Genomic DNA, 23,248 nt, shown 5'->3' with positions numbered 1-23,248 from the left:
AAATGTCGGATGTTGGGATGCGTAGATGCGTCTTCTTCACGCCCTTGACAGTGATACCATGATCGCGTAAAGTGAATTTCGGATTGAGATTGGGTCTCAATATCTGCTGTTGCCCACCTTTCGCGGTCGCTCTCGGCCTGCTCCTGGCGACCGACGGTCTCTCATTGAACGCGGGATTTTCATGACCGATCGAGCGCTGGTTTGGCTCGCTTGGGAATCCCCGGGCGGATGATCTCTTTCATGAACCTCCCCGACTTTCCGAATCGACGGCCTCGTCGTTATGCGTTCACGTTGATCGAATTGCTGGTGGTAATCGCGATCATCGCCGTTTTGATCGCCTTGCTCCTGCCGGCCGTTCAGGCTGCGAGAGAGGCTGCGAGGCGAGCCCAGTGCAGCAACAACTTCAAGCAGCTCGGCCTCGCTTTGCACAATTACGAAGGCACGCACAACGTGCTCCCCTCGGGTCGGGCGAGTGCGCCGCTCGTCTGGTCGTCGCTTGCGATGTTTCAGCCGTTTCTCGAGGGGAACAATGTCTTCAATACGTTGAATTTTTCCATTTCTCCCCTGGACGTGGGTAACCAGACAGGGGTGCGAATCACAATATCTGCTTATCTTTGCCCGAGTGATTCTTTGGATCGGATTCATCCCGACTTCGGGCCCAACAGCTACGTTGCCAACGCCGGCACCGGCCTGGCCAACGGGGGGAGTTTCCGGCCGCAGGATGGCCCGCAGTTGGTGGACGGCCTGTTCTTCGACAAGTCGGCCGTCCGATTTGCCGAAATCACCGACGGTTTGAGCTCGACCGCCGCCTACAGCGAGACGATCCGGGGGACCGGGAGTGACACCTCGGGAGCCAAGCCCACCGATGCGGTTCGGCAGTACGCCCAAGGTGCGGCGAATACGCCGTTGACGGATAGTTTCTGTGCGGCGGTGACTCTCTGGAGCGGCCAGCGGACGCGCGAGTGGGCACGTGGCAGTTTTTGTTTCGCGACCTTCAATCACTATCTGACCCCCAACAGCAAAATGCCCGATTGCACTTCGGGTGCCGTCATCGGACGCTTCGCTGCCCGAAGTTTCCATTCGGGCGGGGTCAATGTCCTGTTCACTGACGGTCACGTTCGTTTTGCCAAGGATTCGATCCAGGTCGCGACATGGCGGGCTATCGCCACGCGCAATGGGGGAGAGGTCATCTCCGCCGATCAGCTCTGATGTCATCGGTCGGTATGGAACGAACTCCCCTGATGGACGCGGGCTGGAACGTGTTCGGATCGCGACTTCGAGGATCAAGATGAAGCGATACCCCGCTTGTGCCGGAGCGCTCTTGTTGCCCCTGCTGGTCTGCGCTTGCGGGAGTGAGACTTCCGGTGACCGGGCCTTGTATCCGGTTTCAGGGCAGGTCGTCGTGGATGGAAAGCCCGCCGAGGGGGTTGTAGTTCAATTTCACCTGCTCAACCACTACCGCGATCCCGATGCACCTCGGCCGTCTGCCACGACGGATGCCACAGGTCGATTTCAAATGAAGATGGACGAGGGGAAGCAAGGCGCGCCCGCCGGCCAGTACGTCGCGACCTTCCTCTGGCCGGCCGCGGTGGGGGGCAAAGACAAACTCGCCAGCGCCTTCGCCGAACCGGAAGAATCCGGCTATATCGCCATCGTTGAGAACCAGCCTGTCGAACTCCCCCCGTTTGCCATTCGGATGAATCGCAAGCGCTGAGGATTCCGGGGGCGTGTCACGAGGCTACGATTCCGTCGCCCACCGCGATGGAAGGATCATTGAAAGTCGGATGTGCGGTTATTTAGCGGTTGCTATTTGTTTTCGGGAGCTCACGGTCATTCGTAAAACACTCCTTGTCTTGCATCGCTGGGTGGCTCTGGTGGTCGGGCTCTTTGTCTTCTTCGTCAGCCTGACAGGCGCGGCGTTGGTCTTCGAGAACCAGATCGACCGTGCCCTCAATTCGAGCCTTTTCCACGTCCGGCCCCAGGGCGAGCGGCTGCCTTTGCAGCCATTATTGGAGCGGGTCCGTTCAACCTATCCCGAAGCTCGGGTGACCTCGGTTCGCCTCGCCGAGGCGGCGGGACTGTCGCATCAGTTCCAACTCAGCAATCGCGTCACGGTCTACGTTGAACCCTACACGGGTCGAATCCTCGGGACTCGCAGCATGGCGCAATGGGAGGTCGGGCTGGCCCGACGCCTCCATCTGCTCCACACGAGACTGATGGCGGGCCAGGTCGGTGAATGGATCGTCGGCGTGATCAGTTTCTTGACGGCGTTCCTGGTCGTGACGGGGCTGATCTTGTGGTGGCCCGCCTGTATTCTTACCCTCCGTCGGCGTGGGTCCTGGAAACGATGGAATTCCGATGCCCATTACGCACTCGGTTTTTATACCGCTCCGATCGCGATGGTGATGGCCGTCACCGGCGTGATCATTGCTTTCGGTGATTTTGCCGACCCGTTGATCGATCGCCTGAATGCGGCGCCGCCCCCGGCGCGTCCAACCCGAGTCGCTCCGACATCGAACGGCCGCCCGATCGGCCCCGATGAAGCTGCGCAGATTGCCCAGAAAGCACTTCCAGGAGCCGTCCTGGCGCTGCTCACGCTGCCAGAAGGACTGCGGCCGATCGTGGCCCAGATGAAGTACCCCGAGGATCGCACACCGACCGGCCGGAGCCGGGTTTTCCTCAATCCCCATAGTGGCGAAGTCCTCCTGGTGGAGAATACTCGTCAGGCCGGATTCGGGACCCAACTCCACAATCTGAAGCGGTCGCTCCACACTGGAGACATCTTCGGCTGGCCGACCCGCATCCTCTATTTTATTGCGTCTCTGGTCCTGGCATTGTTGTGGGTGACGGGGATGCTCATGTGGTGGCCCGCTTTTCGCTTCCGGCGGAAGAATCGGACATCCCAACGAACGACGGTGCAGGAGACAATCGAAGCACACGCTCCTTGATTCCGAGTTGATCTGACTCCTGAGTCAGAGTTACCGAAGATCAAGATCGGATCATTCGGTAGCGATTCCAGGCCCTCCGCCTTTCCGGCTTTAGGGGCCTGCTTGATCGATTGCAGATTCGCTTCTTTCGCGATTTTCACATTTTTTTGCCAGAATCACGGAACCGCCAGCCTCCCTCGCCACATTCTCGTATATCAACCAGACGGGAGGGGGGAGGATTGGTCCATTGACGAGCAAACCGCACGGCGAATCTTTGCATCTGCTCGGTGTGATTTTCGACTCAGGGACCGTGAGCGGTCTGAGCGATGGGGAACTCCTCGATCGGTTCACGGGTCGTGGAGAACGCTCAGCCTCGTTGGCCTTCGCGGAACTTGTCCGACGCCACGGCCCGATGGTCTTCCGCGTTTGCCGCGCGACCTTGCGGAACGAGCAAGACGCCCAGGATGCCTTTCAGGCCACGTATCTGGTCCTCGTGCAGAAGGCGGCAACGCTCCGGGTGCGGGAGACCCTCGGGCCTTGGCTCCATGCCGTGGCCGTGCGGATCGCCGCCTGCGCACGCGCCAATGCCATCCGGAGGCGGATCCATGAGGGGAATCTCGGCGCGATGGCGAGGCCCCTGATCGACGAGGATCGCCCTCGCGATGATCTCGACGCCGTGCTCCACGACGAACTCGGCCGGCTCCCGGAGCGATTCCGAACGGCGATCGTGCTCTGCGACCTCGAAGGTCTCACCCACGAAGCGGCTGCGCACCAACTCGGCTGGCCGGTGGGGACCGTCAAGAGCCGTCAGACCCGAGGGCGTCAGAAATTGCGGGCGCGCTTGATCGGTCGCGGGGTGGCTCCTTCGGTCGGAGTCGCCTGGTACGAACTCACCTCACAGACCGCATCGGCAACTACTCTCCCGGCGACTCTCGCCGAGGCAACCGTCCAGGTTTGCATGAACGCCGATCTGGCCAGGATCGCCGTGGCCGGAATCGTTTCCCAACCGATTGTCACACTCGTTGCGGGAGGCCTTCGAAGCATGTTTCTCGCCAAACTGAAAATCGTCGCTGTGTCGTTGCTTGCCGCGACCCTGACGGCCAGCGCTGCGCTGGTGGCTTATTCCGCTCAGGGGCAGGGGCAGGGGCAGGGGCAGGGGAGGGCACCGGCACCGGTACCACAGCAGGTTCAGGAAACTGGCGCGAAGGGGCCGGAACAAGCCGTCCGACAAGGACCGGAAGAGGAGTTTCAGACGCTTTTGCGCGAGTTTGATGCTCTCAAAGCGAACACGACTGCCGTCAATAAGGCCAGGGCAGGCAACGCCGGCCCAGGTCAGGTGAGGAAGGTCCCGGCCAAACAGGCCGCGACCGATTACAATCGAATCAGCGGCCGCCTTCTGGAACTGGCGATCCGTAATCCAGGGTCGGATGTCTCCGAACAGATACTCGTCTGGCTCGCCAAGAACGCTCGGCTTGAACTGGAAGGGGCCAAGGCCAGGGAAATCCTTGCCCGCGACCATTCCCGGAGCGATCGACTCGCTACTCTCTTTACCGACCGATATAAACTGGCGGACACTTGGCGGTCGAAATCCGCGGAGGATCTCGCTCGCAACGCGCTGGAGCAGAGTCCCTATCGTGACGTCAGGGGGCACGCGTGCTACTGGCTGGCCGACCTGCTCCGATATCAGGCTGAGATGATCCGGCGATTTACGCTCGATTCGCCGGATCAAATCGACCGGGTCTGGCAGATGCGTGGGGTGACCCCGGAGGATCGGAAATGGGTCATGCAGAAGGACCCGAAGCGGTTGGAAGAGGAGGCAGTGCACCTCTTCGAACGGGTGATCGCCGAGTTTCCCAACGTCGAAAACAACGACGAGCGCTCCTTTGCCTTGTTGACTCGCCGTCTCGATCAGAAAGTACAGGCCCCCCTCTTTGCGCTCCGCCACTTGTCCGTCGACAAGATGGCTCCCGAGATCGAGGGTGAGGATCTCGACGGCAAGCCCATGAAGCTGAGCGAGTCTCGTGGCAGAGTCGTCGTGCTCTACATCGACCGGAAGCTCATGCCACTCGTCCCGGGGGGGAACGTTCGGCTGGTTCCCACGCAGTTATTCTCGACTCTGGCCCGGAACATGGAAGGGAAGCCGCTCTCCATCCTGGGGGTCGTCACCGGCAACGATCGTGAGGCGTTCAAGCAGACCGTCAAGACGATCGGGCCAACGGCGCGGTTTTGGTGGGACCCCGACCAGAACGGCGGGCCGGGACCGATCCACACCGCGTGGGACGGCGCCTCGCCCAAAGTATTCGTCATCGATGCCAGGGGAGTCATCCGTTACGCCGGATTTTTCACGGTCGACGAACTTGAAAAAGCGGTGACCCACTTGCTTAAGGAGAAGGATGCCGAGCCGGAGAATGGCCAAAAGGAATAACGGATCTGTGTGAATCCTTGCGATTGAATCGAAATCTTCGCTCGAGACAACGCGGTCGGGAGAGCTTGATCGCTCTCCCGATTTTCGCGCGCCACGGGTGACGGTTTGCTGATGATCCTGAGGCGATTCGAGAGGGCGATCTCGACGTCTTTTCAGAAGGAGAGGAATAGCCTCGCTTGCCTGCTTGCGAAGTGGGTGACGTAATCATGTGCGATCTTGTGGGCGATTCGCCATGATTCGAATCGAGTTCTTGCCTCGCCATGGGGACCGACCGGAGTGCGTCGGTTATTCGGATCGCGTGTTGGGCTTCCACTTGATGTTGCAGCCGAGGCTTGGCTTCTGCGTTTGTGCAACCGGTTGATTGGCGAGCACAGCATCGAGAGCGGTACGCAGATCCTTGCCGGTTACGGGAATACTATTTCCCGGCCGGCTCTCATCCATCTGGCCGCGATAGACCAAGGAATGGTCTTTGTCGAAGAGAAAGAAGTCCGGGGTGCAGGCCGCCTGGTAGGCCCGCGCCACGGCCTGGCTTTCATCGTAAAGGTACGGAAAGGTGTAGCCCGCTTCGGCCTTCTCTCGGACCATCATTTCGGGGCTATCGTCTGGGTACGCCACCGCGTCATTCGCACTGATCCCAATCACTGCGACACCTTTTGCCTGGTAGTCACGCCCCAAAGCCGCCAGTTCCTGACGAACATGCTTGACGTAGGGGCAGTGATTGCACAAAAAAATAATGAGGGTCGCTTTCGCACCTTTGAAGTCCGCCAGCGATACGGGCTTTCCCTCGGTGTCGGGCAGGCGGAAGTCAGGGGCTTTCGACCCGAGAGGTAGCATGGTGGACGGTGTCAGTGCCATGAGGGAGAACTCCAATCCAAAGGAACGGGAACGAAGTCGTCATTATAGGCCCACGACCCCCCTTGGTCCTCCCCCAAATAAGGCCCCTGGGTGGGAAAAATCATGCGGATCGGCATGCCGGTTGCGGTAGTCCGGCGACGTTGTTGTGACGCCTCCTCGCCCTCAGGGCGATTTTCAGGGAATACGTCCAACACGCGATCCCGTACATGAACCGAAATCTCTGGCTTCCACGGTCAGTCCGGGAGGATCGAAGTGCGAATCGTGTGAATGCTTCGATGCGTTCTGCATGAACCTGCTCGATGGCTCGCGGTTCGGGAATCTCGGCTGGATAGGATTGGCAACGTCATGATGCGTGCGGTGGCGATTCAATCCGATCATGGCGATCTCACAACGTGTGACCGCGAGCCCATCCATATTCCCGGTAGTATTCAACCTGCCGGAGCGCTCTTGGTACTCGAGGGCGATACATGGACCATTCTCCAAGCAAGTCAGAATGTTGAGGAGTTGCTTGGAGAAAATGTCGAGGCGATTCTGGGCCAAACGGTCGAAGCCGTGTTTGGAGCGGCACAGGGAGGCCAATTGCAGCAGTGGCTGGCCGGGCCCACTCTCGATCGTGAAGCCCAGTTCGTCGGAGTGCTCTCGGTTGCGGTTCAAGGGGACGTGAGGTCCTTCAACGCCATTGCGCATCGCCAGGATCACGTTTTTATCCTCGAATTAGAACCTCACCAGTCCGGCAACGTCATCTCGTTCAAGAACCTGTACCCGCTCGTTCGAAGCTTTTTGACCCGCATGGAGCGGGCCGCGACGGTTGATGACCTTTGTCGGTTGGCCGTGGAAGCTGTTCGAAGCATCAGCGGATATGACCGGGTCTTGATCTATCGGTTCGATGACGATGGGGCCGGTACGGTTATCGCTGAGGATCGCAACGACGTCTTGCCTTCTTATCAGGGACATCGTTTCCCTGCTTCGGACATTCCCCTTCAGGCACGCGAACTCTATCGTCGAAACCGGATCCGCTTGATTGCCAATGCCGAATACAGGCCGGTCCCGATCATTCCCGCGGATGATCCGAGGACCGGCCGTCCGCTCGACCTAAGCGACGCCACTCTCCGGAGCGTCTCGCCCATCCATGTCGAGTACATGAGAAATATGGGCACGGCGGCATCGATGTCGATTTCTATCCTTCGGGAGGGCCAGTTATGGGGCCTGATCTCTTGTCATAACGGCACTGCTCTCGATGTTCCGTTCGAGATCAGGACGGCCTGCGACCTGCTTGGGCAAGTTTTTTCACCCCAACTTGACGCCAAGGAGCGACAAGCTGAGTTCGAGTACCGTCTCAAGTTGACTTCGGTCCAGACCACTCTCCTGGCCTACATGGCGAGCGAGGAGGAGTTCGCCGACGGACTGATCAAACACCCAAAGGAACTGCTCGAATTCGCCGAGGCGGGGGGGGCCGCAGTGGTCTTCAATGGCAAGTGCCATCGCGTCGGATCCACCCCTGACGAAGCGGCTATCCTCCGACTGATCGGATGGCTTTCCGAGGATATCGCGAAAGATGTTTTCAGTACCGCGTCACTGTCTGAATTTATAAGCGAAGCTCAAGCCTATAAAGATCAGGCCAGCGGTTTGCTCGCGATCTCCATTTCCAAACTTTACCAGAGCTACATCCTTTGGTTTCGGCCTGAAGTTCTACGCACAGTGCAATGGGGAGGCGATCCAAGAAAGCCAATTGAGGATGACGGCCTTCGCCTCCATCCGCGAAAGAGCTTCGAGGTGTGGAAGGAAACCGTGAGTCTGCGTTCGAAGCCGTGGCGGACGAGTGAGTTGGAAACCGCGGCCGAATTTCGGAATGCGGTCGTGGGCATTGTGCTTCGCCAGGCTGAGGAACTTGCCGAACTCAGCGAGGAGTTGAAGCGAAGTAATCAAGAACTCGAAGCCTTCTCCTATTCGGTTTCACACGATCTGAGGGCTCCGTTTCGACATATCGTGGGCTATGCCGAATTGCTCAGCGAACAGCTCGTCCTGAGTGAAACCGGGCAACGATATTTGAGCACCATCATTGAATCGGCTCAATTCGCCGGCATTCTTGTGGACAACCTGCTTGCCTTCTCCCAGATGGCGAGATCGGGGATAAGTCCTGTGAATTTAAATGTGAATCAGCTTGTGAATGAGGTCTGTCGCGAGGTCATGGCCGAGAGTGCGGGACGGATCATTCACTGGAAAATTCAACCTCTTTCGGACGCTTGGGCCGACCCGGTCATGATGCGGTTAGTCCTCCGCAATCTCTTGTCCAATGCTGTGAAGTATACGCGGAAACGAGATGAAGCCTCGATCGAAATAGGTTGTGAAGATCATCGTGCGGAGATTATTTACTTCGTACGCGATAATGGTACAGGATTTGATATGAAGTACGTAGGAAAACTATTTGGTGTTTTTCAGCGGCTCCACAGGATGGAAGAATTTGAGGGGACGGGCATTGGATTAGCAAATGTCCGAAGAATCATTGAGCGGCATGGTGGCCGTACGTGGGCCGAGGGTGTTGTGGATCAAGGCGCTACCTTTTACTTCACGGTGCCCAAAAAACTAAGGCAGGTCGAGGGGACACCATGCTGAAGCCAATCCTGCTTGTGGAAGACAATCCGAAAGATCTCGAACTTACCTTAATTGCCTTGGCCAAGACGAACCTCGCTAACGAGGTGATTTCCGTTCGCGATGGAGCCGAGGCGCTCGACTACCTCTATTGCCGTGGGGAATACCAGGACCGTTCCAAGGGGAATCCGGCCGTAGTCCTGCTCGATCTCAAGCTTCCCAAGGTAGATGGGCTCCAAGTTTTGGAACAGATCAAGAACGACCCACTCCTCCAAAGCGTCCCGGTCGTGATGTTGACTTCCTCCCGCGAAGAGAAGGATTTGCTCCGAAGCTATAAGCTCGGGGTCAACGCTTACGTCGTGAAACCCGTTGGTTTCAAGGAGTTTCTCGAGGGAATTCAGGATTTGGGTGTCTTCTGGGCCGTGCTCAACGAGCCGCCTCCGGGTAGTGCCAAGCCGATCCGGAACTGAAGCCGTCCCGAGCTCGATTTCCCTTGCCTCAGTTGAGCAAGACATGGCACTCATACGAATTCTTCTGCTCGAAGATAGTCCGCTCGACGATGAACTGGCTCGAGCTCGCTTGATAAAGGGCGGGCTTGAGTTTGTCATGCAGCGAGTGGAGACGCGCGACGAGTTTGTCGCCGAGTTGGAGACCGACTCCTATGACTTGATTCTTGCCGACTACTCGCTCCCCTCATTCGACGGACTCGCCGCGCTGGAGATTGTTCGTGAGCGTTGGTCGCAGATCCCCTTTATCTTCGTCTCGGGTGGTTTGGGCGAAGAAATTGCAATTGAGTCGCTCAAGCAAGGCGCGACTGATTACGTACTCAAACAACGGCTAGACCGGCTTGTTCTTGCGGTCACGCGTGCGATTGCCGAGACCCAGGAGCGATCGGAGCGTCGACGCGCCGAGATCGCGCTTCGCGAGAGTGAGGAACGCCATCGACTCATCCTTGAGAGCGTTGAAGACTATGCCATTATTACCTTGAACCTCGATGGACTCGTTTCAAGTTGGAACAAGGGGGCTGAGCGTGTCCTGGGCTATCAGGAGTTGGAAATTCTCGGCCGGCCAGGCGCGATGATTTTTACCCCCGAAGATACGCGGAATGGAACGCCGGAACGGGAACTCAGCCGGGCGACCACTCAAGGTCGATCTGAGGATGAGCGGTGGCATGTCCGCAAGGGAGGGGAACGATTTTGGGGCCGAGGTACCGTGCGACCGCTGCTCGATGAATCAGGATCGCTCCGCGGATTCGTGAAAGTCATGCATGATATGACCGAGCGGAAGCGAGCCGAGGAAGCGCTCAGGGAGGCCGACCGGCGCAAGGATGATTTCCTGGCAATGCTGGCCCACGAGTTACGAAATCCTCTGTCAGCAATCAATAACGCGATTCAGTTGGCCAGGCGATCGGGCAGGCCCGAGCATCTTGAGTGGGCCAAGGACGTGATCGGGCAGCAGGTTAGACACCTGGCTCGGCTGATTGACGACCTTCTGGATGTTTCGCGGATGACTCGGGGTAAGTTTCAACTTCAGTGCAAGCGACACGACTTGACCCCCATCATCCAGAGCGCCATTGAGGCCGCTCGGCCGATGATTGAATCCCGGAGACACAAGCTGACCGTTTCGAACTCGACGGAGCTCGCGACCGTTGAGGCGGACGCGACGCGTCTGGAACAGATCCTTGTAAATTTGCTCACGAATGCGGCCAAGTACACGCAAGAGGGCGGGCACATCGCCCTGATCGTCGAACCCGCAGAGAGCGAACTGGCCATCACGATCCGAGATGACGGAGTTGGGATTGCGGCCGAGATGCTCCCGCATGTCTTTGAACCATTCTTCCAGGTGGAACAAACCATCGATCGCTCACAAGGGGGACTCGGCATCGGTCTGACCTTGGCCCGTACGCTTGCCGAAATGCACGGAGGTACGTTGATCGCCTCCAGCAGCGGTATGGGACAGGGAAGTGAATTTCGTCTTCTGTTGCCGCGAGTTGACGCGACGATCCCCGAGGTGGAAAACGCGGTGTGTCCCGACCCCCCGCCCGGTCGAACCGCGCCTCGGGTCCTGGTCGTCGACGACAATGTCGATTCCGCGCGAGGGATGGAAAACCTTCTCACGATCGTCGGTTATGATGTTCGTATCGCCTATGATGGTCAGGCTGCTCTTGAGGCCGCTCAGGCACATCAGCCCGAAGTGGTTCTTCTGGATATTGGTTTGCCGGGGATGGATGGTTTTGAGGTGGCGTCCCGAATCCGCCGCGATCAGCGGCTCAGGGACGCTCTTCTGATCGCGGTTACCGGCTACGGTCAGGCAGAAGATCGCCGCCGATCATTCGAAGCCGGATTCGATCATCATTTCATCAAGCCTATCGATTTCGACGCCCTTCTGGCACTCCTGGAACTCCCCGAGTCAGCGATCGAGTCCAGCCCCAGTCCGCAGAATCGTTAATCGGATTGAGGCTGACCATTCGACCGTTGTCATTGCCCGTTCGTGGGGTTAGGATTGCAAGCATGACCGGGTGACGGGCGACTTGTCGAAGATATCAGCTTTCGACGATAAGTGAATTAAGTCTCACTTGAGGCTGCGTTCACGTTGCTCGCCCCCAGGCCGGACTCGAATTGGTTCATGCCGCACATGAAGGGAGAGAATTCGATGCTCTGGGTCCGTCGTCTGATCGCCATGTTGGCTGTGGTTGCCGTGTCGGGTACTTCGGCGCACGCGCAGTTCAACTATCCCGGAGGCTACGGTGGTTGGGGCTGGGGTGGCTGGGGCGGTGGCGTGGGAACCGTCCAGGGGGATGTGGCCCGTGGCCTTGGCGCGTTCGCGGAGGGGGCCGGCGTCTACAACCAGCAGACGGCCGTGGCCCGATCGATCAATGCCGACACGGCGATGCGCTGGAACCAGTACGTCTGGGAGGGGCAGCAAGAGGCCAATCGCCGTTACCACGAACGGCTTGCCAGGCAGCGGCAGGGCATTAACCAGGCCCGCGAAGAGGTGGCCCGCCGGCTGAGAGACAACCCCGAGCCGCGCGACATCGTGCGCGGCGATGCGTTGAACGTGGCGCTGGACGAGGTGTTGAACCCGCGAGTCTACTACCGAGGCCTGAAGTCGACGGGGGTCAAGGTGCCCGGCACCCTGATTCGGGATATCCCGTTCCAGTATGCGGCGGGTGCGATCACGGTCAGCGTCGATCAGTTGACCAAGGGGGGACTCCCCGAGGCCTTGAAGACTGAGCCGTTCGCAGCCGATCGCGAAAATCTCAAGGCACTGGCCGCGGAACTTCGCAAGCAGAACGAGGAGAAGGGCGAGTTCGACCCTGCGACGCTCGAGAAGGTGCAAGACGCAATCCGCGGGGTACGGACCAAGGTCGAAGCGACAATCGCGAGGGGAACCCGCCAGCGCACCGAGGCTGAGCGATACCTCAAGGCTCTATTCGGTCTGACCCGAATGCTGAAAACACCGGCGATCAACGTCCTCTTGGCCGGTGTCGAGAAACGCCCCGAAGTCACGCTCGCCGAGCTCTTGACGTTCATGAGCGCGAATAACCTTCGGTTTGGAGTCGCGAATAGCCCACGCCAGCAAGAGGTCAACACCACGCTCTTCCCGATGCTGGCGAAGGCCCGCGATGAAGCCGCGGCGTCCCTGGTGGGCACCGAGGCCAAGTCGGAAACGAACGGTGACTCCCGTCCCTCCGACTTCTTCGCGGAGATGCCCCTGGACGTTCTCGACCGCAAGCCGAGCGCCACGCCGGTGCCGCCTGCCCCTCAGCCCCAGTGAGCAGAGCCATGACGGAAGCGTCCCCCTTGTGAGTTCGCCCACGGATCGGGTGGATTCACAGGGAGATTCTCTCGACGGGCGGACTTGGTTCGTGCGTTGGGAAGATCGGCTTCCTGAATCCGATTTCGAAGGTGAGCGTGAGTTCCCCGGCCTTCCCATTTCGTGGGAAGGCCAGGGAATTCACGCTCACCGCTCGTCTGGAACGGAATCGGATTGAGGCGGTGGGCCGGTCATCCACTGCCCGAGACCGCCTTGAGGTCGGCCCGCTGGGACTCGTAGGTCTCGCAATAGGCAAGCACCTGGGGATCGGCGGCAATGCCCCACGTCGCGCACGCCTGTTGGTAAATCTCGGGCCACCAGTTTTCGTGCCGGGTCAGTCCCTGCTCGTAGACCGTGGTCCAGTTGCTCAGGACCTTCGACCAGCACTGATCGCCGAAGTCAATCGCCTGCTTTCGGTCGCCGAATTCGGGGATGTACCATTCTCGGCCCAGCGACGCATGGAGGACTTCGTCCGCCCAGTCGAAGTCCTGGATCGTGGCCATCAGCGGGTCACCCGACTGGACTCCCACTTCCCACTCGTAGCGCTTGCCGGTCTTCGCCATGAGCCCTTGTTCGATGAAGTAGAGAACCGCGTGCCGCTCAATCGGCGTGCATTCGGTATTCAGACGCAGCGACCAGTTGTGAGTAATCCGGGCCGCCCTCCAGTCGATCCCGAGCGAGGCGAAGCCCACCTCGCCCATCATCGCGTGCCGCGCTTCATCCCAGAGTTGGCGGCTCATATCGCGGTAGTAATTCCAGGGCTTCCCCTTGGTTTCGTGGATGATACTCGCCATCATCTCCGGCACGTCGATCTCACGAAGCCGTTTGAAGAGCATCATCAGCGACTTCGACCGCGGGTCGAACGCCGGGTTGTAGAGGAACGCCTCGGGGTTGACTCCCTGGTTATAGAGATCGAGAAACCGCTCATCGCGCCGGGGAATCGGGTCGTAGATGTAAGGTGTTGCCGAATGAAGCCGTTCGATCGCTTTGTCCAACGGCTGCGCTGAACCGTCGATCGCTCCGGTGACAGCCAGGCAATCCTCCAGCAAGCTCGACCACGGTTCCATGGCCCGGCGTGCCTCGTCGTCGACCAGGCAGGCGACGCTCTTGGTGCCGAAATCGATCATGTCGGCCAACTCGAGGCGGGCGAACCGGCAGACCCGTACCGAGGGGGCATCGGTGAGCGGGTTCGTGTCGGCCATGTGCCGCGCCAGGGCCGCGTCGAGCGCGGGCAGCGCCTTCTCGTAGAGGCCCACGAGTCGTTCGCCGGTCGTGGGGGCCGCAAGGATCTCGTCAAAAAGCAGTTCTAAGGCCGGATCAGGGACGACTTCCAGGCCCAAGGGAGGCTCACGCATCTCGCCCACGCGGGTGCGGAGCGCCAGAACATGCTCGGAGCAAAGGTACGCGTGCAGGGAAAACGCCGTCTTGATCTCGTAAATCGGCTCGGCGGTGATCCAGGCGGTGAAAATCTCGTGGAGCCGCCGAAACGCATAATGAAACCGCTTGAGACGGGTCACGCACGCCTCGATCCCGAGCCCGGGGCGAGCCGCCTCGGCCAGGGTCGCCAGGCCCGCCAGGCTCGGCAGACCCCGATACGATTGATAGTCAGCGATCTTGCTCGACGCCGTCATCTGGCCGTCTCCCACTCGTTTATTGTTGCCAAGACGGAAGGAAAACATCATGCGGAGTATGGAGTCTCGATTATACCCAGACACGGTTCCAGAGCTTGCTCGCCCGACCCGATTCTTGAATCGAGAGTAGCGCGAGTCGGGAGCGCTCCCTAGACAAAGGAACGAAACCTTTATAAATTTCGTGGGTCCTCTGGCGAATTCTGTTAATAAGAAATTGGTTTATGGCGATAATAAGCATAGGCCGATCAACGGTCTCGCCCCGGCTCTGTAATCGCTGAAGATCTCACACTTTCGTAACGTCACTCGACAATGACTTTTGACGGCACAACGGCGTGCCTCATCCGGAGGATTAAACACAGTGATAATCCCTAATAATCCCCCCTCCCAGCGTAAGCAGAACCGAGCGGCTAAATCATCGATAACGCCTATCTATTGCATCGTGGGTGACACCCTCTGCGAGCTTCGGATCTGGACCGAGGAAGAATGGGAACGGCTGGATTTGGTCGCGAGGCCTTCCCAGGTGAGCCATGTTCCTGGTCTCGGATGGGTCGGCGCCGTTCTCGGTCCCACCGACCTTGAATGATTCTCTTTCCCACGCACCTGATTCCATCCCGTCAGGTCGCCTGAGACCTTGCGACATTCTCGCTCGAAAAGTGAGAATTTCGGTTGCCTCATTCTGCCTATCTTGCCCATAATTCCAATTCAGCGGGTCATTCATTGGGTCTCTCAGGGAAGAGCCCGATTGATTGGGGATGGGCCGTGAGAACGGGCGCCGCAAGGTTGCAGAGTTGAGGGGATCGATGATGTCCGGGCTACAATCGAGTCGCCGTAAGCGCGTGGCGTTACCTTCCGATGAGCAGAAGGCGACGCAGGTGGGCACGTTCCACGAAACCCATCCGGGGGTTCACTCCTCCGAACTTCCAGGTCGAGTGTCGCCGGCCCGAGATCGGCCAAGAACACATCACTCAGATTCGGCCGAGTCGTCCGCACTCGCCGAGCAAGAATTCCGGACGGCGATTCAGGATTATCAGCAGTCGAGTGGACGAATGTTCCCGACCTGGAGCGAAGTGCTCGAGGTCTTGCAGAATCTTGGATACCGCAAGGGCAGTGAAGCGAACAGCCCCCGCGAATCGTCTTGATCGAGGGCTCGATCAACGGCGATGCTGCCTCGACCCCGGCCCGAGCCGTCACATCCCCCCAGCGGCTCGCGACGCGACCGGTCATTGGGCCTACTCAGTGACCTGAGCAGGACGGCGGATCCGCCTCTCCGTGCACCAGGCTATTCTGCTGGAAATTTCCGATCCGTGTTCACGGTTCCTTGCGGGCGTCCATGCGACGACGGATGGTTTCAATCACCCGACGCACGGTGCGTTCATGCAACCCGGTTTGCGTGGCGATTTCCTCGAACGTCAGACCCTGACGGCGAAGCTCGATGACCTCCGCTTCGCGGGGGCTTCGCCCTTCGAGAAGTTGGTCGAGCCGCTCTCTGGCTTGGGCATCCTGGCTGGGCGTGGGGTCTGAGGCGATGAGCTCCCGCGGAATATCGCGATTCCCCCGACGAATGTAGAGCGGTTCCTCACGCTCCAGGTCATACTTCTGGGTGAGGGAGCGTCGTCGGTATTCCTCGTAGACCTTGTTGCGCGCCACCCCTGCGAGAAAACCGCGGAGGTCGCGGACCTGCGCGAACCGCTCCGGATCGTGATTGAAAATTCGAAAGAAACTTTGCCAGACGTCCTGGACGAAATCCATCGAGTCAAACTGTGACCGGAGCGGCCGAGGCAGCCGGACTCGAACCATCAGACGGATGTCGTTTTCGAAGCGTTGTAGGCTCTGGATCGCATCTTGATCGCCTGCTTTTGCCTTGTCGATCAAAAGGCCCAGGTTTTCATTGGTCACGTCCATCGCCTTGCCCCTCAGATCTTGTAGAGGTTGCACCGACTCGACGGTGCGCAGGGCTAGGGGGCTCACTCTTTGAGATCTTTGCTGCGTTCCACATCCGTCACTATCACCCGATCGCGTCGCATCTTACAAGGACCCTCCGAGAGCCAGATACCCTGATGACGGATTGCCTCGCCTCATCAGGTTTACTAAGTACAAGTCGGCGGAAAGTTTGGGCGTGGTGAGCAAAGGCTGAGCTTTTCCTGACATGCGTTCGGTCTTTTCCTTCTGAGCCAGCAAAAGGGTCGAAAATTTGTGCCGGTTTCGGGGGAAGACTCCAACTAAACTATAAGAGTTCGATTCGAGGTGGGCCAAACATCGAATGCTACAATGGTGGTGACCGCGGTATCCAATCGGAGCGTTTGTTGTTTCGTGACGATTGGAGCCGGCCGAGCCTACTCTGCCGGAATCGCCCTGTTTTGAGTCTGCGGAATGAAGTCGGTGATTGCCTCAAGGATCAGCCCGTACGGGCCGAGTATGACTGACCTCAGTCTGAGGCTTCGGACCCTTAAGTTCGATGCACCAAGGAGTTTATGATGATTCGCATCGCAGGTCGATGCCGCGACGCCGTCCGTCGTATTCGGGCCCGATCTCTTCGTCCGGCCGTGGAAGGTCTCGAAGACAGGAAGCTCCTCGCCACCATCAACGGCGGACATTGGTACTATCCCATTCGGATAACCTACAGCTTCATGCCCGATGGTACGAGCATTGGTGGTGTGTCCAGCAACTTGTTCCAGACGATGAACGCCGTGGCCCCCACGGCCACCTGGCAGGATCAGTTTCGGAAAGCGGCTGCGATCTGGCAGCAAGTTGCCGGGTTCAACATCGTCGAAGTCACCGACAATGGCGATCCGGTCGGCGGAACGGGCAATCAGCAAAATGACTCGCGTTTCGGCGACATCCGCATCGGTGGCACCGCGATGCACCCGGCCTACCTGGGGTATTCTCTGTTGCCGCCGCCGGTCAACGGCGGTCCCGATGCCGGCGACATCGTGATCAACACCGCACAGACATGGAAGATCAACAACGATTACGACCTCTTGTCGGTTGCGATTCACGAGATCGGCCACTCGCTCGGGATGGGCCACTCGGCGATCACCGCGGCGAACATGTACACTTACTATGCCTGGATGAAGCAGAGTCTCCACTCTGACGACGTCGCGGGGATTCAGTACCTCTACGGCGGGGTCCCGGCCGACCCAACTGCGAACAGCACCTTGTCCACTGCCATCGACTTGACGTCGCTGACCGACGCCCAAGGCCGGATGTCCTATGGCGCAGGGTATGTGACGCAGGCGAGCAACTTTGAGTGGTACAAGATCACCGTGCCCAGTTCGACGACTGGGACCATGAAGGTGACGATGCAGTCGACCAGCCTCAGTTCGCTCAGTCCTTGGTTGACTGTGGTCAACAGCGCGTATGCGACGGTTGGCACCGTGAGCGCCCCAGACGTTTTTGGGGCAACCGTGACCTACACGGTGACTGGCGTCACCCCAGGCCAGACCTATTACATCCAAGGTAAGGCCGCTCAGAGCGGTGCCGGTTCGAATGGCGCCTTTGGGCTGCTGGTCAACTTCGGCACAAGTACGCAGGCCCCGATTGCCCCGTACAACACGACGGTGGCGCAACAGCCCGACCAAGGGGTCAACGGCTGGATGCCCGAAATGACGCCGAGGGAGATGCGCCGGGCTGTGCGGCGGTTTCAAAACCTCAACGGTCCTGACCAGGCGAATGACGACCACGGTCATGAGACCATTGTGATCAATCTGGGCAAGGGTCGCGGCAAGGCGTATGCCGACGCTTTGATGGCGACCCCGCGACGGCCTTCGCGATTTCCACGATTTCCACGGCCAGCGCGGTTCCGCCACGCTTGAGGTCATCGACCTCATTGCCGTAACACGGACGGTGTGGGAGCGGTCAAGTTCGCTGGCCGATCCCACAACGTCTTGTCTCACCTGAGCTGCCGGCCTATCCGTACTACGGGCGATCTCCCAGGAGGTGGGTCTTCAGGAAGAGGACTTCAACCTCCTGGAGATAGTCCTGATTCTTCTTCTTGGCGAAGCCGTGCCCCTCGTCCTTGGCGACGATCGACCACACGGGCTGGCCCCCTTGACGCACCTTGGCGACGATCTGCGCCGATTCCGAGGCCGGGACGCGGGGGTCATTTTGCCCTTGCGCAACCAGCAGGGGGACTTTGATCTTGTCCGCATTCATCAGAGGGGAGATCGCCTCGAAGATGGCCCTCATCGCTGGGTCGCGTTCGTCGCCGTACTCGGCCCGCCGGAGGTCGCGGCGATAACCGCGGGTGTTCTCGAGGAACGAGATGAAGTTCGAGATTCCGACGATGTCGATGCCTCCTTTCAGGCGATCACTGTAGTGGGTCAGGCTCGCCAGCGCCATGAAGCCGCCGTAGGAGACCCCGATCACCCCCACACGCGACGCATCCAGATCGGGCTGCTTGGCGATCCAGTCGAGCAAGGCGCCGATGTCCTTGACGGAATCCTCACGCTTCGGACCGTTGTCGAGCTTCAGGTACGACTTGCCGTATCCCGCCGATCCACGCACGTTGGGGAAGACGAGCGTGATTCCCAACTCGTCGATCAGGTAGTTGGCCCGGCCGAGGTATCCGGGGCGAAACTGCCCCTCGGGACCGCCGTGGATGTCGATCAGGACCGGACGCGGACCGGTGAACCGGGGCGACGAAGCCCGGTAGACAAAGGCAGGGATCGACAGGCCATCAAAACTGGGGTAGTGGATGAGCTCGGGCGCGGCGAACTTACTGGGGTTGAGGCCGCCCGTCTCGCTCTGAGTCCAGCGCGACAGGATCCCGCCGTCCAGATCGTACGAATAGACGTCGGGCGTCGCCCGCGCTGAGGTCAAGCTGAACGCGAACTCGCGTGATTGCCGACGAAACTGAATTCCCTCGACCTGGCCGGCCGGTAGCGCCGGGGCAGGCAACTCACCGCCGCTCGCGACGTCGAGGATGTGGATCCGGGAGATCCCATTCTCATTGGCGGACAGCACGATCGTCGCGCCGTCGTCCGAAAGGTCGAACCCGTCTACGTTCCAGGGGATCCCGGCGGTCAACGTGGTGCTCGTCCGGGTGGCCAGATCGTACCGAGTCAATCGGCGGAATTCGGCATCGCGATCTGACGTCCAGTAGATCGCCTTTCCGTCCTTCGACCAGCGCACGTCGGCATGCGAGACCACCGGCGCTTCGCTCGAGCTCTTCGGGGTGATCGCCTCGGTTTGCCCGGTTTTGATATCTACTAAGTAGACATAGCTCTCATTGATAGAGCGATATTCGACGGCCGCGACGCGTTGATCGTCGGGAGACCAGTCCGCGATCATCCAGTCGCCGCTGACCTCCTTGAGCTTGCGGGCGGACTGAGGACTTGCGGGGTCGATGATATAGAGATCCATGTCTTTGCCATTGCGCGCGTTGCCGCTCCAGGCGAGCTGCCGCCCGGAGTTTGACCAGCGCGCCGAGACGTGCCTCGAGCGGCCATCGCTGAGCCTCGTAATGGATCCATCCTTGGGGTCGTTGAGGAAGAACTGGTAGTTCTCCTCCCCCCCTTGGTCGGCTTCGAACAGGAACTGCTCGTGCCCCGGGCGAGAAATCGCGCCCAGGACACGGTCCGAGAGAAAGGTTTGCTGGGTTCGCGCACCCCCAGGGGAGGTGACGAGGTGGACCTGGTTGGTGTCGGCGAATCGGGTCGTGATCAGGACCTCGCGACGATCAGCGTACCAGCCCTGGAAAACCGCCGCGCGGCTGTTCTGATAACGAGACAACGACTCGGCAAGCGTCCTGGGAACCGCGGGCACGCCCTCGGCAATGATTGAATCGGGCACGGCTTGGCTGAAACCAACCGTCGCGGAGAACGCGATCGAGACGAGGCAGGGAATGAGCATGGGAAAGCGCATTTGAACCTCAATCCATCGGTCTGAAGTGGGCGGACGTCTCAGTCTCAGCCTCAGTTGAACCAGATTGCGAACCCGAAGAATTCGCCTCGGAAGACACGCAGGAGGCGGCTCCAGAACTCCGGCTGGGTGACCGGTCCATCCTCGAGGTAGGGCGCGGCGGCTGTTCCCTGAACCCAGAAGATCAGGTCGAGCTCCCGCGGCTCGGTGAAGACTCGGTGCAGGTTCACCCCTTTGTGGTTGGCCTCGCGCCAGAACGGAACCAACTTTTTGCCGGCAAGGATCGCCTCGGCCTCGTCGAGGAATCCGAGCCAACCTTTGAGCATTTCGCCGGTGACCTTCCCGTTGGGCATGACGGTGTTCTGCTTCGGGTTCGGGATCCATTCATGGTCGTCATCGGTCTCGGCGAGATACGCCCTCCACGACTCTCGGCTGAGGGTGATCATCGTCTCCAGGTGTTTGAGCGCTGCCTCCATTCTCGCGGGCTCTTTCACCGGGAAATGGAGCAGGTGGACGAACGCCAGGAGGTCGCCGATCAACCCGACCTTGGGGCCGTTGTTACCCATCGGGTTGAGCCCTTGAGGATCGTTTTTCAGGAACGGGAACGGCGACTTGGGCTTGGCGAAGAACAGGTGAGCCGTATGTTCGAAGAGGAGCTTCGCGTCATGTGCCAGGTAAACCTCGGAGAGGCTCATCAAGAGGTGGCAGTAGCCTCGTAGCCAGGCCACGTCGCCGCGGTCGAAGCTGATCGGGAATGCCTCGGCCTCGTCGCCGGGCTTGCCCTGGCCGGCTTGGCCGTTGAGGCGGGCGTAGATCTTCCAGAGCGTCTCGTCCTCGCTCGCCTGGCCGTTGCCGTCGAAATCCAGACGGATGAGGCCGAAGCGGATGGGGAGCTTCACCGCGTCGTCCTGGACTTGTCCGAGCGTCGCCTCGGCCTTGGCGAGGTCGCCGACGAAGTCTTCGATGATCTTGCGCAGGTCTTCATACGCGATCGGCTTCGGATTTGGGTTGGCCGGGACCGGTAACCGCGCGAACGGGATCATGTTGCCGGAGAGGTCGGGTTGCAACCCGTGCTGATAAAACGCCTGGATCAAGTGTTCGACTGCGCGGACAAACTGGACCGTGCCGAGGCCGAACCGGGCCTGGGCGTCCGCGGGACGGGCCTTGAGAATTGCGTCGAGGGCGGTCTCGCCCCCCGCGAGGTCGCCCGAGATCAAGTACTTCTCGGCGACGGGACGTTCGTCGGCGGCCGTGGCCTGGGTCACGGCGAGCGTGGAGAGCAGGCCGAAGGCAAGAGCGATGCGCATCATTGGCGGTCTCCGAATCGAGAATAATAGGGGGGGATGGGTACCCCACCTCTGGAGAGCGTTTGAGGACGAGTTGATCCGGTTGGAGATCAAAACGAGAATGATATCCACCTGTGGACTCTGTGCGGCTCTGTAGAATACCCGTGCGACCATTCACCACGCAATTTGGTCGAACAATGCGTGGAGCCGTTGCCCGCGTTCGGGGTTGAGCGTCGTCAGATAGGCAATTCGTCCGTGCAGGTGCGCTTTGAAGTCGACGTGGTGATCCCGGTTCTGGGACTCTGGACCGAGTTTGAGGCAGTTGTTCAATGTGGCTTTCAACCGGTCATACTCTGGCCTGGGGAGGTTCGGCCGCACGTTGAGGACGACGCCGGCCACGCGCTGGCGGACGGCTTGACGCATCGCTCGCGTCTTCCGGGGCTGGACCGCGAAGCCTTCTTCCAGGGCAATCGCGCCGACCTGGATCTGGAACCGATCGACCGTTCGCGCGAACCGGTGGCCCCCCGAGAAGGCCAGGTCGTCGGCGTATCGGGTGTATCGGGCTTCGACCGAGCCGGCAAGCGCCTGCAAACGGCAGTCGAACCGGAAGGCGCAGAGGTTCGCCAGTGCGGGGGAGGTCGGGGCGCCTGGGGCAGGTGCGGTTGGCGGTGGAGCCGCCTCAGCCTCCAATGCTCGGGGCCCTGGATCGGGCACCTTGGATCGGCCCAGACGTCGGGGGGGACGCAGTTGGTGCAGAGGCCCGAGAGGAGGCGAGCCACCGGTTCAGGATACCCGGCCGTCAAGAAAAGGGAGGTGATCCAGGCGGCTGAGATCGAAGGGAAGAAGTCGCGGAGGTCCATTTTCAGGACGATGGTTCGGCCGATGTGGGGCTCGATATAGGTCCTTACCGATCGGCCGATGTGGAAGCCGTGAGCGGCGTCATGTGGGGGGATCACCGCGAGAATTTCGTCGAGCAGCCAGCGCTGGAGGGATTTCAGGCGGGGTTTCGGAGCCTCGATCAAGCGGGCCGAGCCCGATCGCTTCGCTTGCCAGCGATATTGGTAGTGCCGGACCTTTTCCGACGCTTCGCGGCCTTCGCGACCTTGCGAATCGGCAAACCAGTCGAGTTCGGAGCGAGTCAGGCCAACTCGCGCGGCCAGGTCTTCCGGGGTCACAATGGCCGGGACCGGCCAGGACCCCGGCGCCCCCGGTCCGGGGCTCATGACGGGAGGAGGCCGGCGGCTCCACTCCATCGTGAGCTCGGACCGTTCGCGGACTCGTGCGAAGCCGCGATCCGTGTGGATAAACCGGGCGATTCGCGCCGCTCGGGGGCGCGGCCCCGGAGGGAAGGCGGCCAGCAGCCGGCGAGCCAGAGGGCGGAGCCATCGCGGCCGCCGGCCAAGCGTCTGTTCACCTCGAGCGACAAGGCCGTCGAGGTCCCAGACCCCTTCGGCGAACGCCTCGGCCAGTCCCCGGACGATGAATTCGGTGTTCTGGGTGGATAACAGCGGTGGTCGCCCCAACCAGTCTCGTCGGGCGTGACGTTAATTACGCGGAGCGTAACGTCCGTCACGCGCTGCGATTGCCGTGGAATCTGCTCCCCCGGGGTAACCCCGGAGAGGTGAGATCAACGATCCGAAGACCGTGGTTTCACCCGCTTGGGGCGCCGCCGCCGAGTCAGAACCTATCGGCTTGATGTACTTCTGTCAAGATGTGGCGAGGGGGTGTGAGGAGGCGGAAATTGCGGGACGGCAAAACGATCGAGGCGGATTCGCCGGAGTCATGGTGGCGACCCTGGCCAATCCGCCGATCGGAAGTTGCGACGATGATTCAGGCCCGACCGGACCTTTGTTGTTCTTC

At 60.0% G+C, this 23,248-nt stretch carries 15 protein-coding genes and 1 pseudogene; 10 read left to right on the top strand and 6 right to left on the bottom strand.

All coding sequences use genetic code 11. The features are described 5' to 3' along the window. Positions 1–228 precede the first annotated feature (228 nt). The 4 genes from V5E97_RS23715 to V5E97_RS23700 all read left to right on the top strand — a co-directional run bounded on the left by V5E97_RS23715 (position 229) and on the right by V5E97_RS23700 (position 5,352). Complete coding sequence (locus V5E97_RS23715) at positions 229–1,209, top strand: DUF1559 family PulG-like putative transporter (protein ID WP_406694023.1); 981 nt, start codon at positions 229–231, stop codon at positions 1,207–1,209. Between the two features lie 79 nt (positions 1,210–1,288). Beyond that, positions 1,289–1,714: a transthyretin-like family protein gene (locus tag V5E97_RS23710; protein ID WP_406694022.1), complete on the top strand. Its 426-nt coding sequence runs from the start codon at positions 1,289–1,291 to the stop codon at positions 1,712–1,714. A gap of 70 nt (positions 1,715–1,784) precedes the next feature. Then, positions 1,785–2,948 (top strand): PepSY-associated TM helix domain-containing protein, encoded by a 1,164-nt coding sequence (locus V5E97_RS23705; RefSeq protein ID WP_406694021.1) that lies wholly within the window; start codon positions 1,785–1,787, stop codon positions 2,946–2,948. A gap of 226 nt (positions 2,949–3,174) precedes the next feature. Continuing rightward, positions 3,175–5,352, top strand: coding sequence for a sigma-70 family RNA polymerase sigma factor (locus V5E97_RS23700; protein ID WP_406694020.1), 2,178 nt, complete (start codon positions 3,175–3,177; stop codon positions 5,350–5,352). A 285-nt stretch (positions 5,353–5,637) separates the two neighbouring features. Here the strand turns inward: V5E97_RS23700 and V5E97_RS23695 are convergent, their stop codons facing one another. After that, on the bottom strand, positions 5,638–6,207 hold the full coding sequence (locus tag V5E97_RS23695) for a thioredoxin family protein (RefSeq protein ID WP_406694019.1): 570 nt from the start codon (positions 6,205–6,207) through the stop codon (positions 5,638–5,640). Between the two features lie 267 nt (positions 6,208–6,474). Here V5E97_RS23695 and V5E97_RS23690 point away from each other — a divergent pair. From V5E97_RS23690 to V5E97_RS23670, 5 genes and pseudogenes are all read left to right on the top strand, one after another. Further along, a pseudogene (locus V5E97_RS23690) lies at positions 6,475–6,870 on the top strand (hypothetical protein); the annotation flags it as partial. A 207-nt stretch (positions 6,871–7,077) separates the two neighbouring features. After that, positions 7,078–8,820 carry an ATP-binding protein gene (locus tag V5E97_RS23685; RefSeq protein WP_406701202.1) on the top strand — a complete coding sequence of 581 codons (1,743 nt, stop codon included), beginning with the start codon at positions 7,078–7,080 and terminating at the stop codon, positions 8,818–8,820. Beyond that, complete coding sequence (locus V5E97_RS23680) at positions 8,814–9,266, top strand: response regulator (RefSeq protein WP_406694018.1); 453 nt, start codon at positions 8,814–8,816, stop codon at positions 9,264–9,266. Before V5E97_RS23685 ends, V5E97_RS23680 begins: the two co-directional genes overlap by 7 nt. 43 nt (positions 9,267–9,309) lie before the next feature. Next, positions 9,310–11,244: a hybrid sensor histidine kinase/response regulator gene (locus tag V5E97_RS23675; protein ID WP_406694017.1), complete on the top strand. Its 1,935-nt coding sequence runs from the start codon at positions 9,310–9,312 to the stop codon at positions 11,242–11,244. A gap of 204 nt (positions 11,245–11,448) precedes the next feature. Continuing rightward, positions 11,449–12,573, top strand: coding sequence for a hypothetical protein (locus V5E97_RS23670; RefSeq protein ID WP_406694015.1), 1,125 nt, complete (start codon positions 11,449–11,451; stop codon positions 12,571–12,573). Between the two features lie 230 nt (positions 12,574–12,803). Here V5E97_RS23670 and V5E97_RS23665 read toward each other — a convergent pair whose 3' ends face one another. Next, complete coding sequence (locus tag V5E97_RS23665) at positions 12,804–14,243, bottom strand: hypothetical protein (protein ID WP_406694014.1); 1,440 nt, start codon at positions 14,241–14,243, stop codon at positions 12,804–12,806. A 1,308-nt stretch (positions 14,244–15,551) separates the two neighbouring features. Then, entirely contained in the window at positions 15,552–16,145 is a 594-nt protein-coding gene (locus V5E97_RS23660) for an RNA polymerase sigma factor (protein ID WP_406694013.1), read from the bottom strand. Positions 16,146–16,714: 569 nt separating this feature from the next. Here V5E97_RS23660 and V5E97_RS23655 point away from each other — a divergent pair. Further along, on the top strand, positions 16,715–18,055 hold the full coding sequence (locus V5E97_RS23655; protein WP_406694011.1) for a matrixin family metalloprotease: 1,341 nt from the start codon (positions 16,715–16,717) through the stop codon (positions 18,053–18,055). Positions 18,056–18,158: 103 nt separating this feature from the next. On the opposite strand, the gene V5E97_RS23650 is transcribed toward V5E97_RS23655, so the two are convergent. The 3 genes from V5E97_RS23650 to V5E97_RS23640 form a co-directional block, all read right to left on the bottom strand. Then, on the bottom strand, positions 18,159–20,105 hold the full coding sequence (locus V5E97_RS23650) for a S9 family peptidase (protein WP_406694010.1): 1,947 nt from the start codon (positions 20,103–20,105) through the stop codon (positions 18,159–18,161). A 50-nt stretch (positions 20,106–20,155) separates the two neighbouring features. Further along, the gene (locus V5E97_RS23645; RefSeq protein ID WP_406694009.1) at positions 20,156–21,412 is read right to left on the bottom strand and encodes a hypothetical protein; all 1,257 of its coding nucleotides are present in this window, start codon (positions 21,410–21,412) and stop codon (positions 20,156–20,158) included. A gap of 314 nt (positions 21,413–21,726) precedes the next feature. Then, complete coding sequence (locus V5E97_RS23640) at positions 21,727–22,911, bottom strand: reverse transcriptase family protein (protein ID WP_406694008.1); 1,185 nt, start codon at positions 22,909–22,911, stop codon at positions 21,727–21,729. Between the last annotated feature and the right edge of the window lie 337 nt (positions 22,912–23,248).

The organism is Singulisphaera photorubra, assembly GCF_045290345.1.
In the GTDB taxonomy this organism is placed as follows: domain Bacteria; phylum Planctomycetota; class Planctomycetia; order Isosphaerales; family Isosphaeraceae; genus Singulisphaera.
The sequence above is the reverse complement of the archived record's forward strand: the minus strand, read 5'-3'. Positions and strand labels throughout refer to the sequence as shown.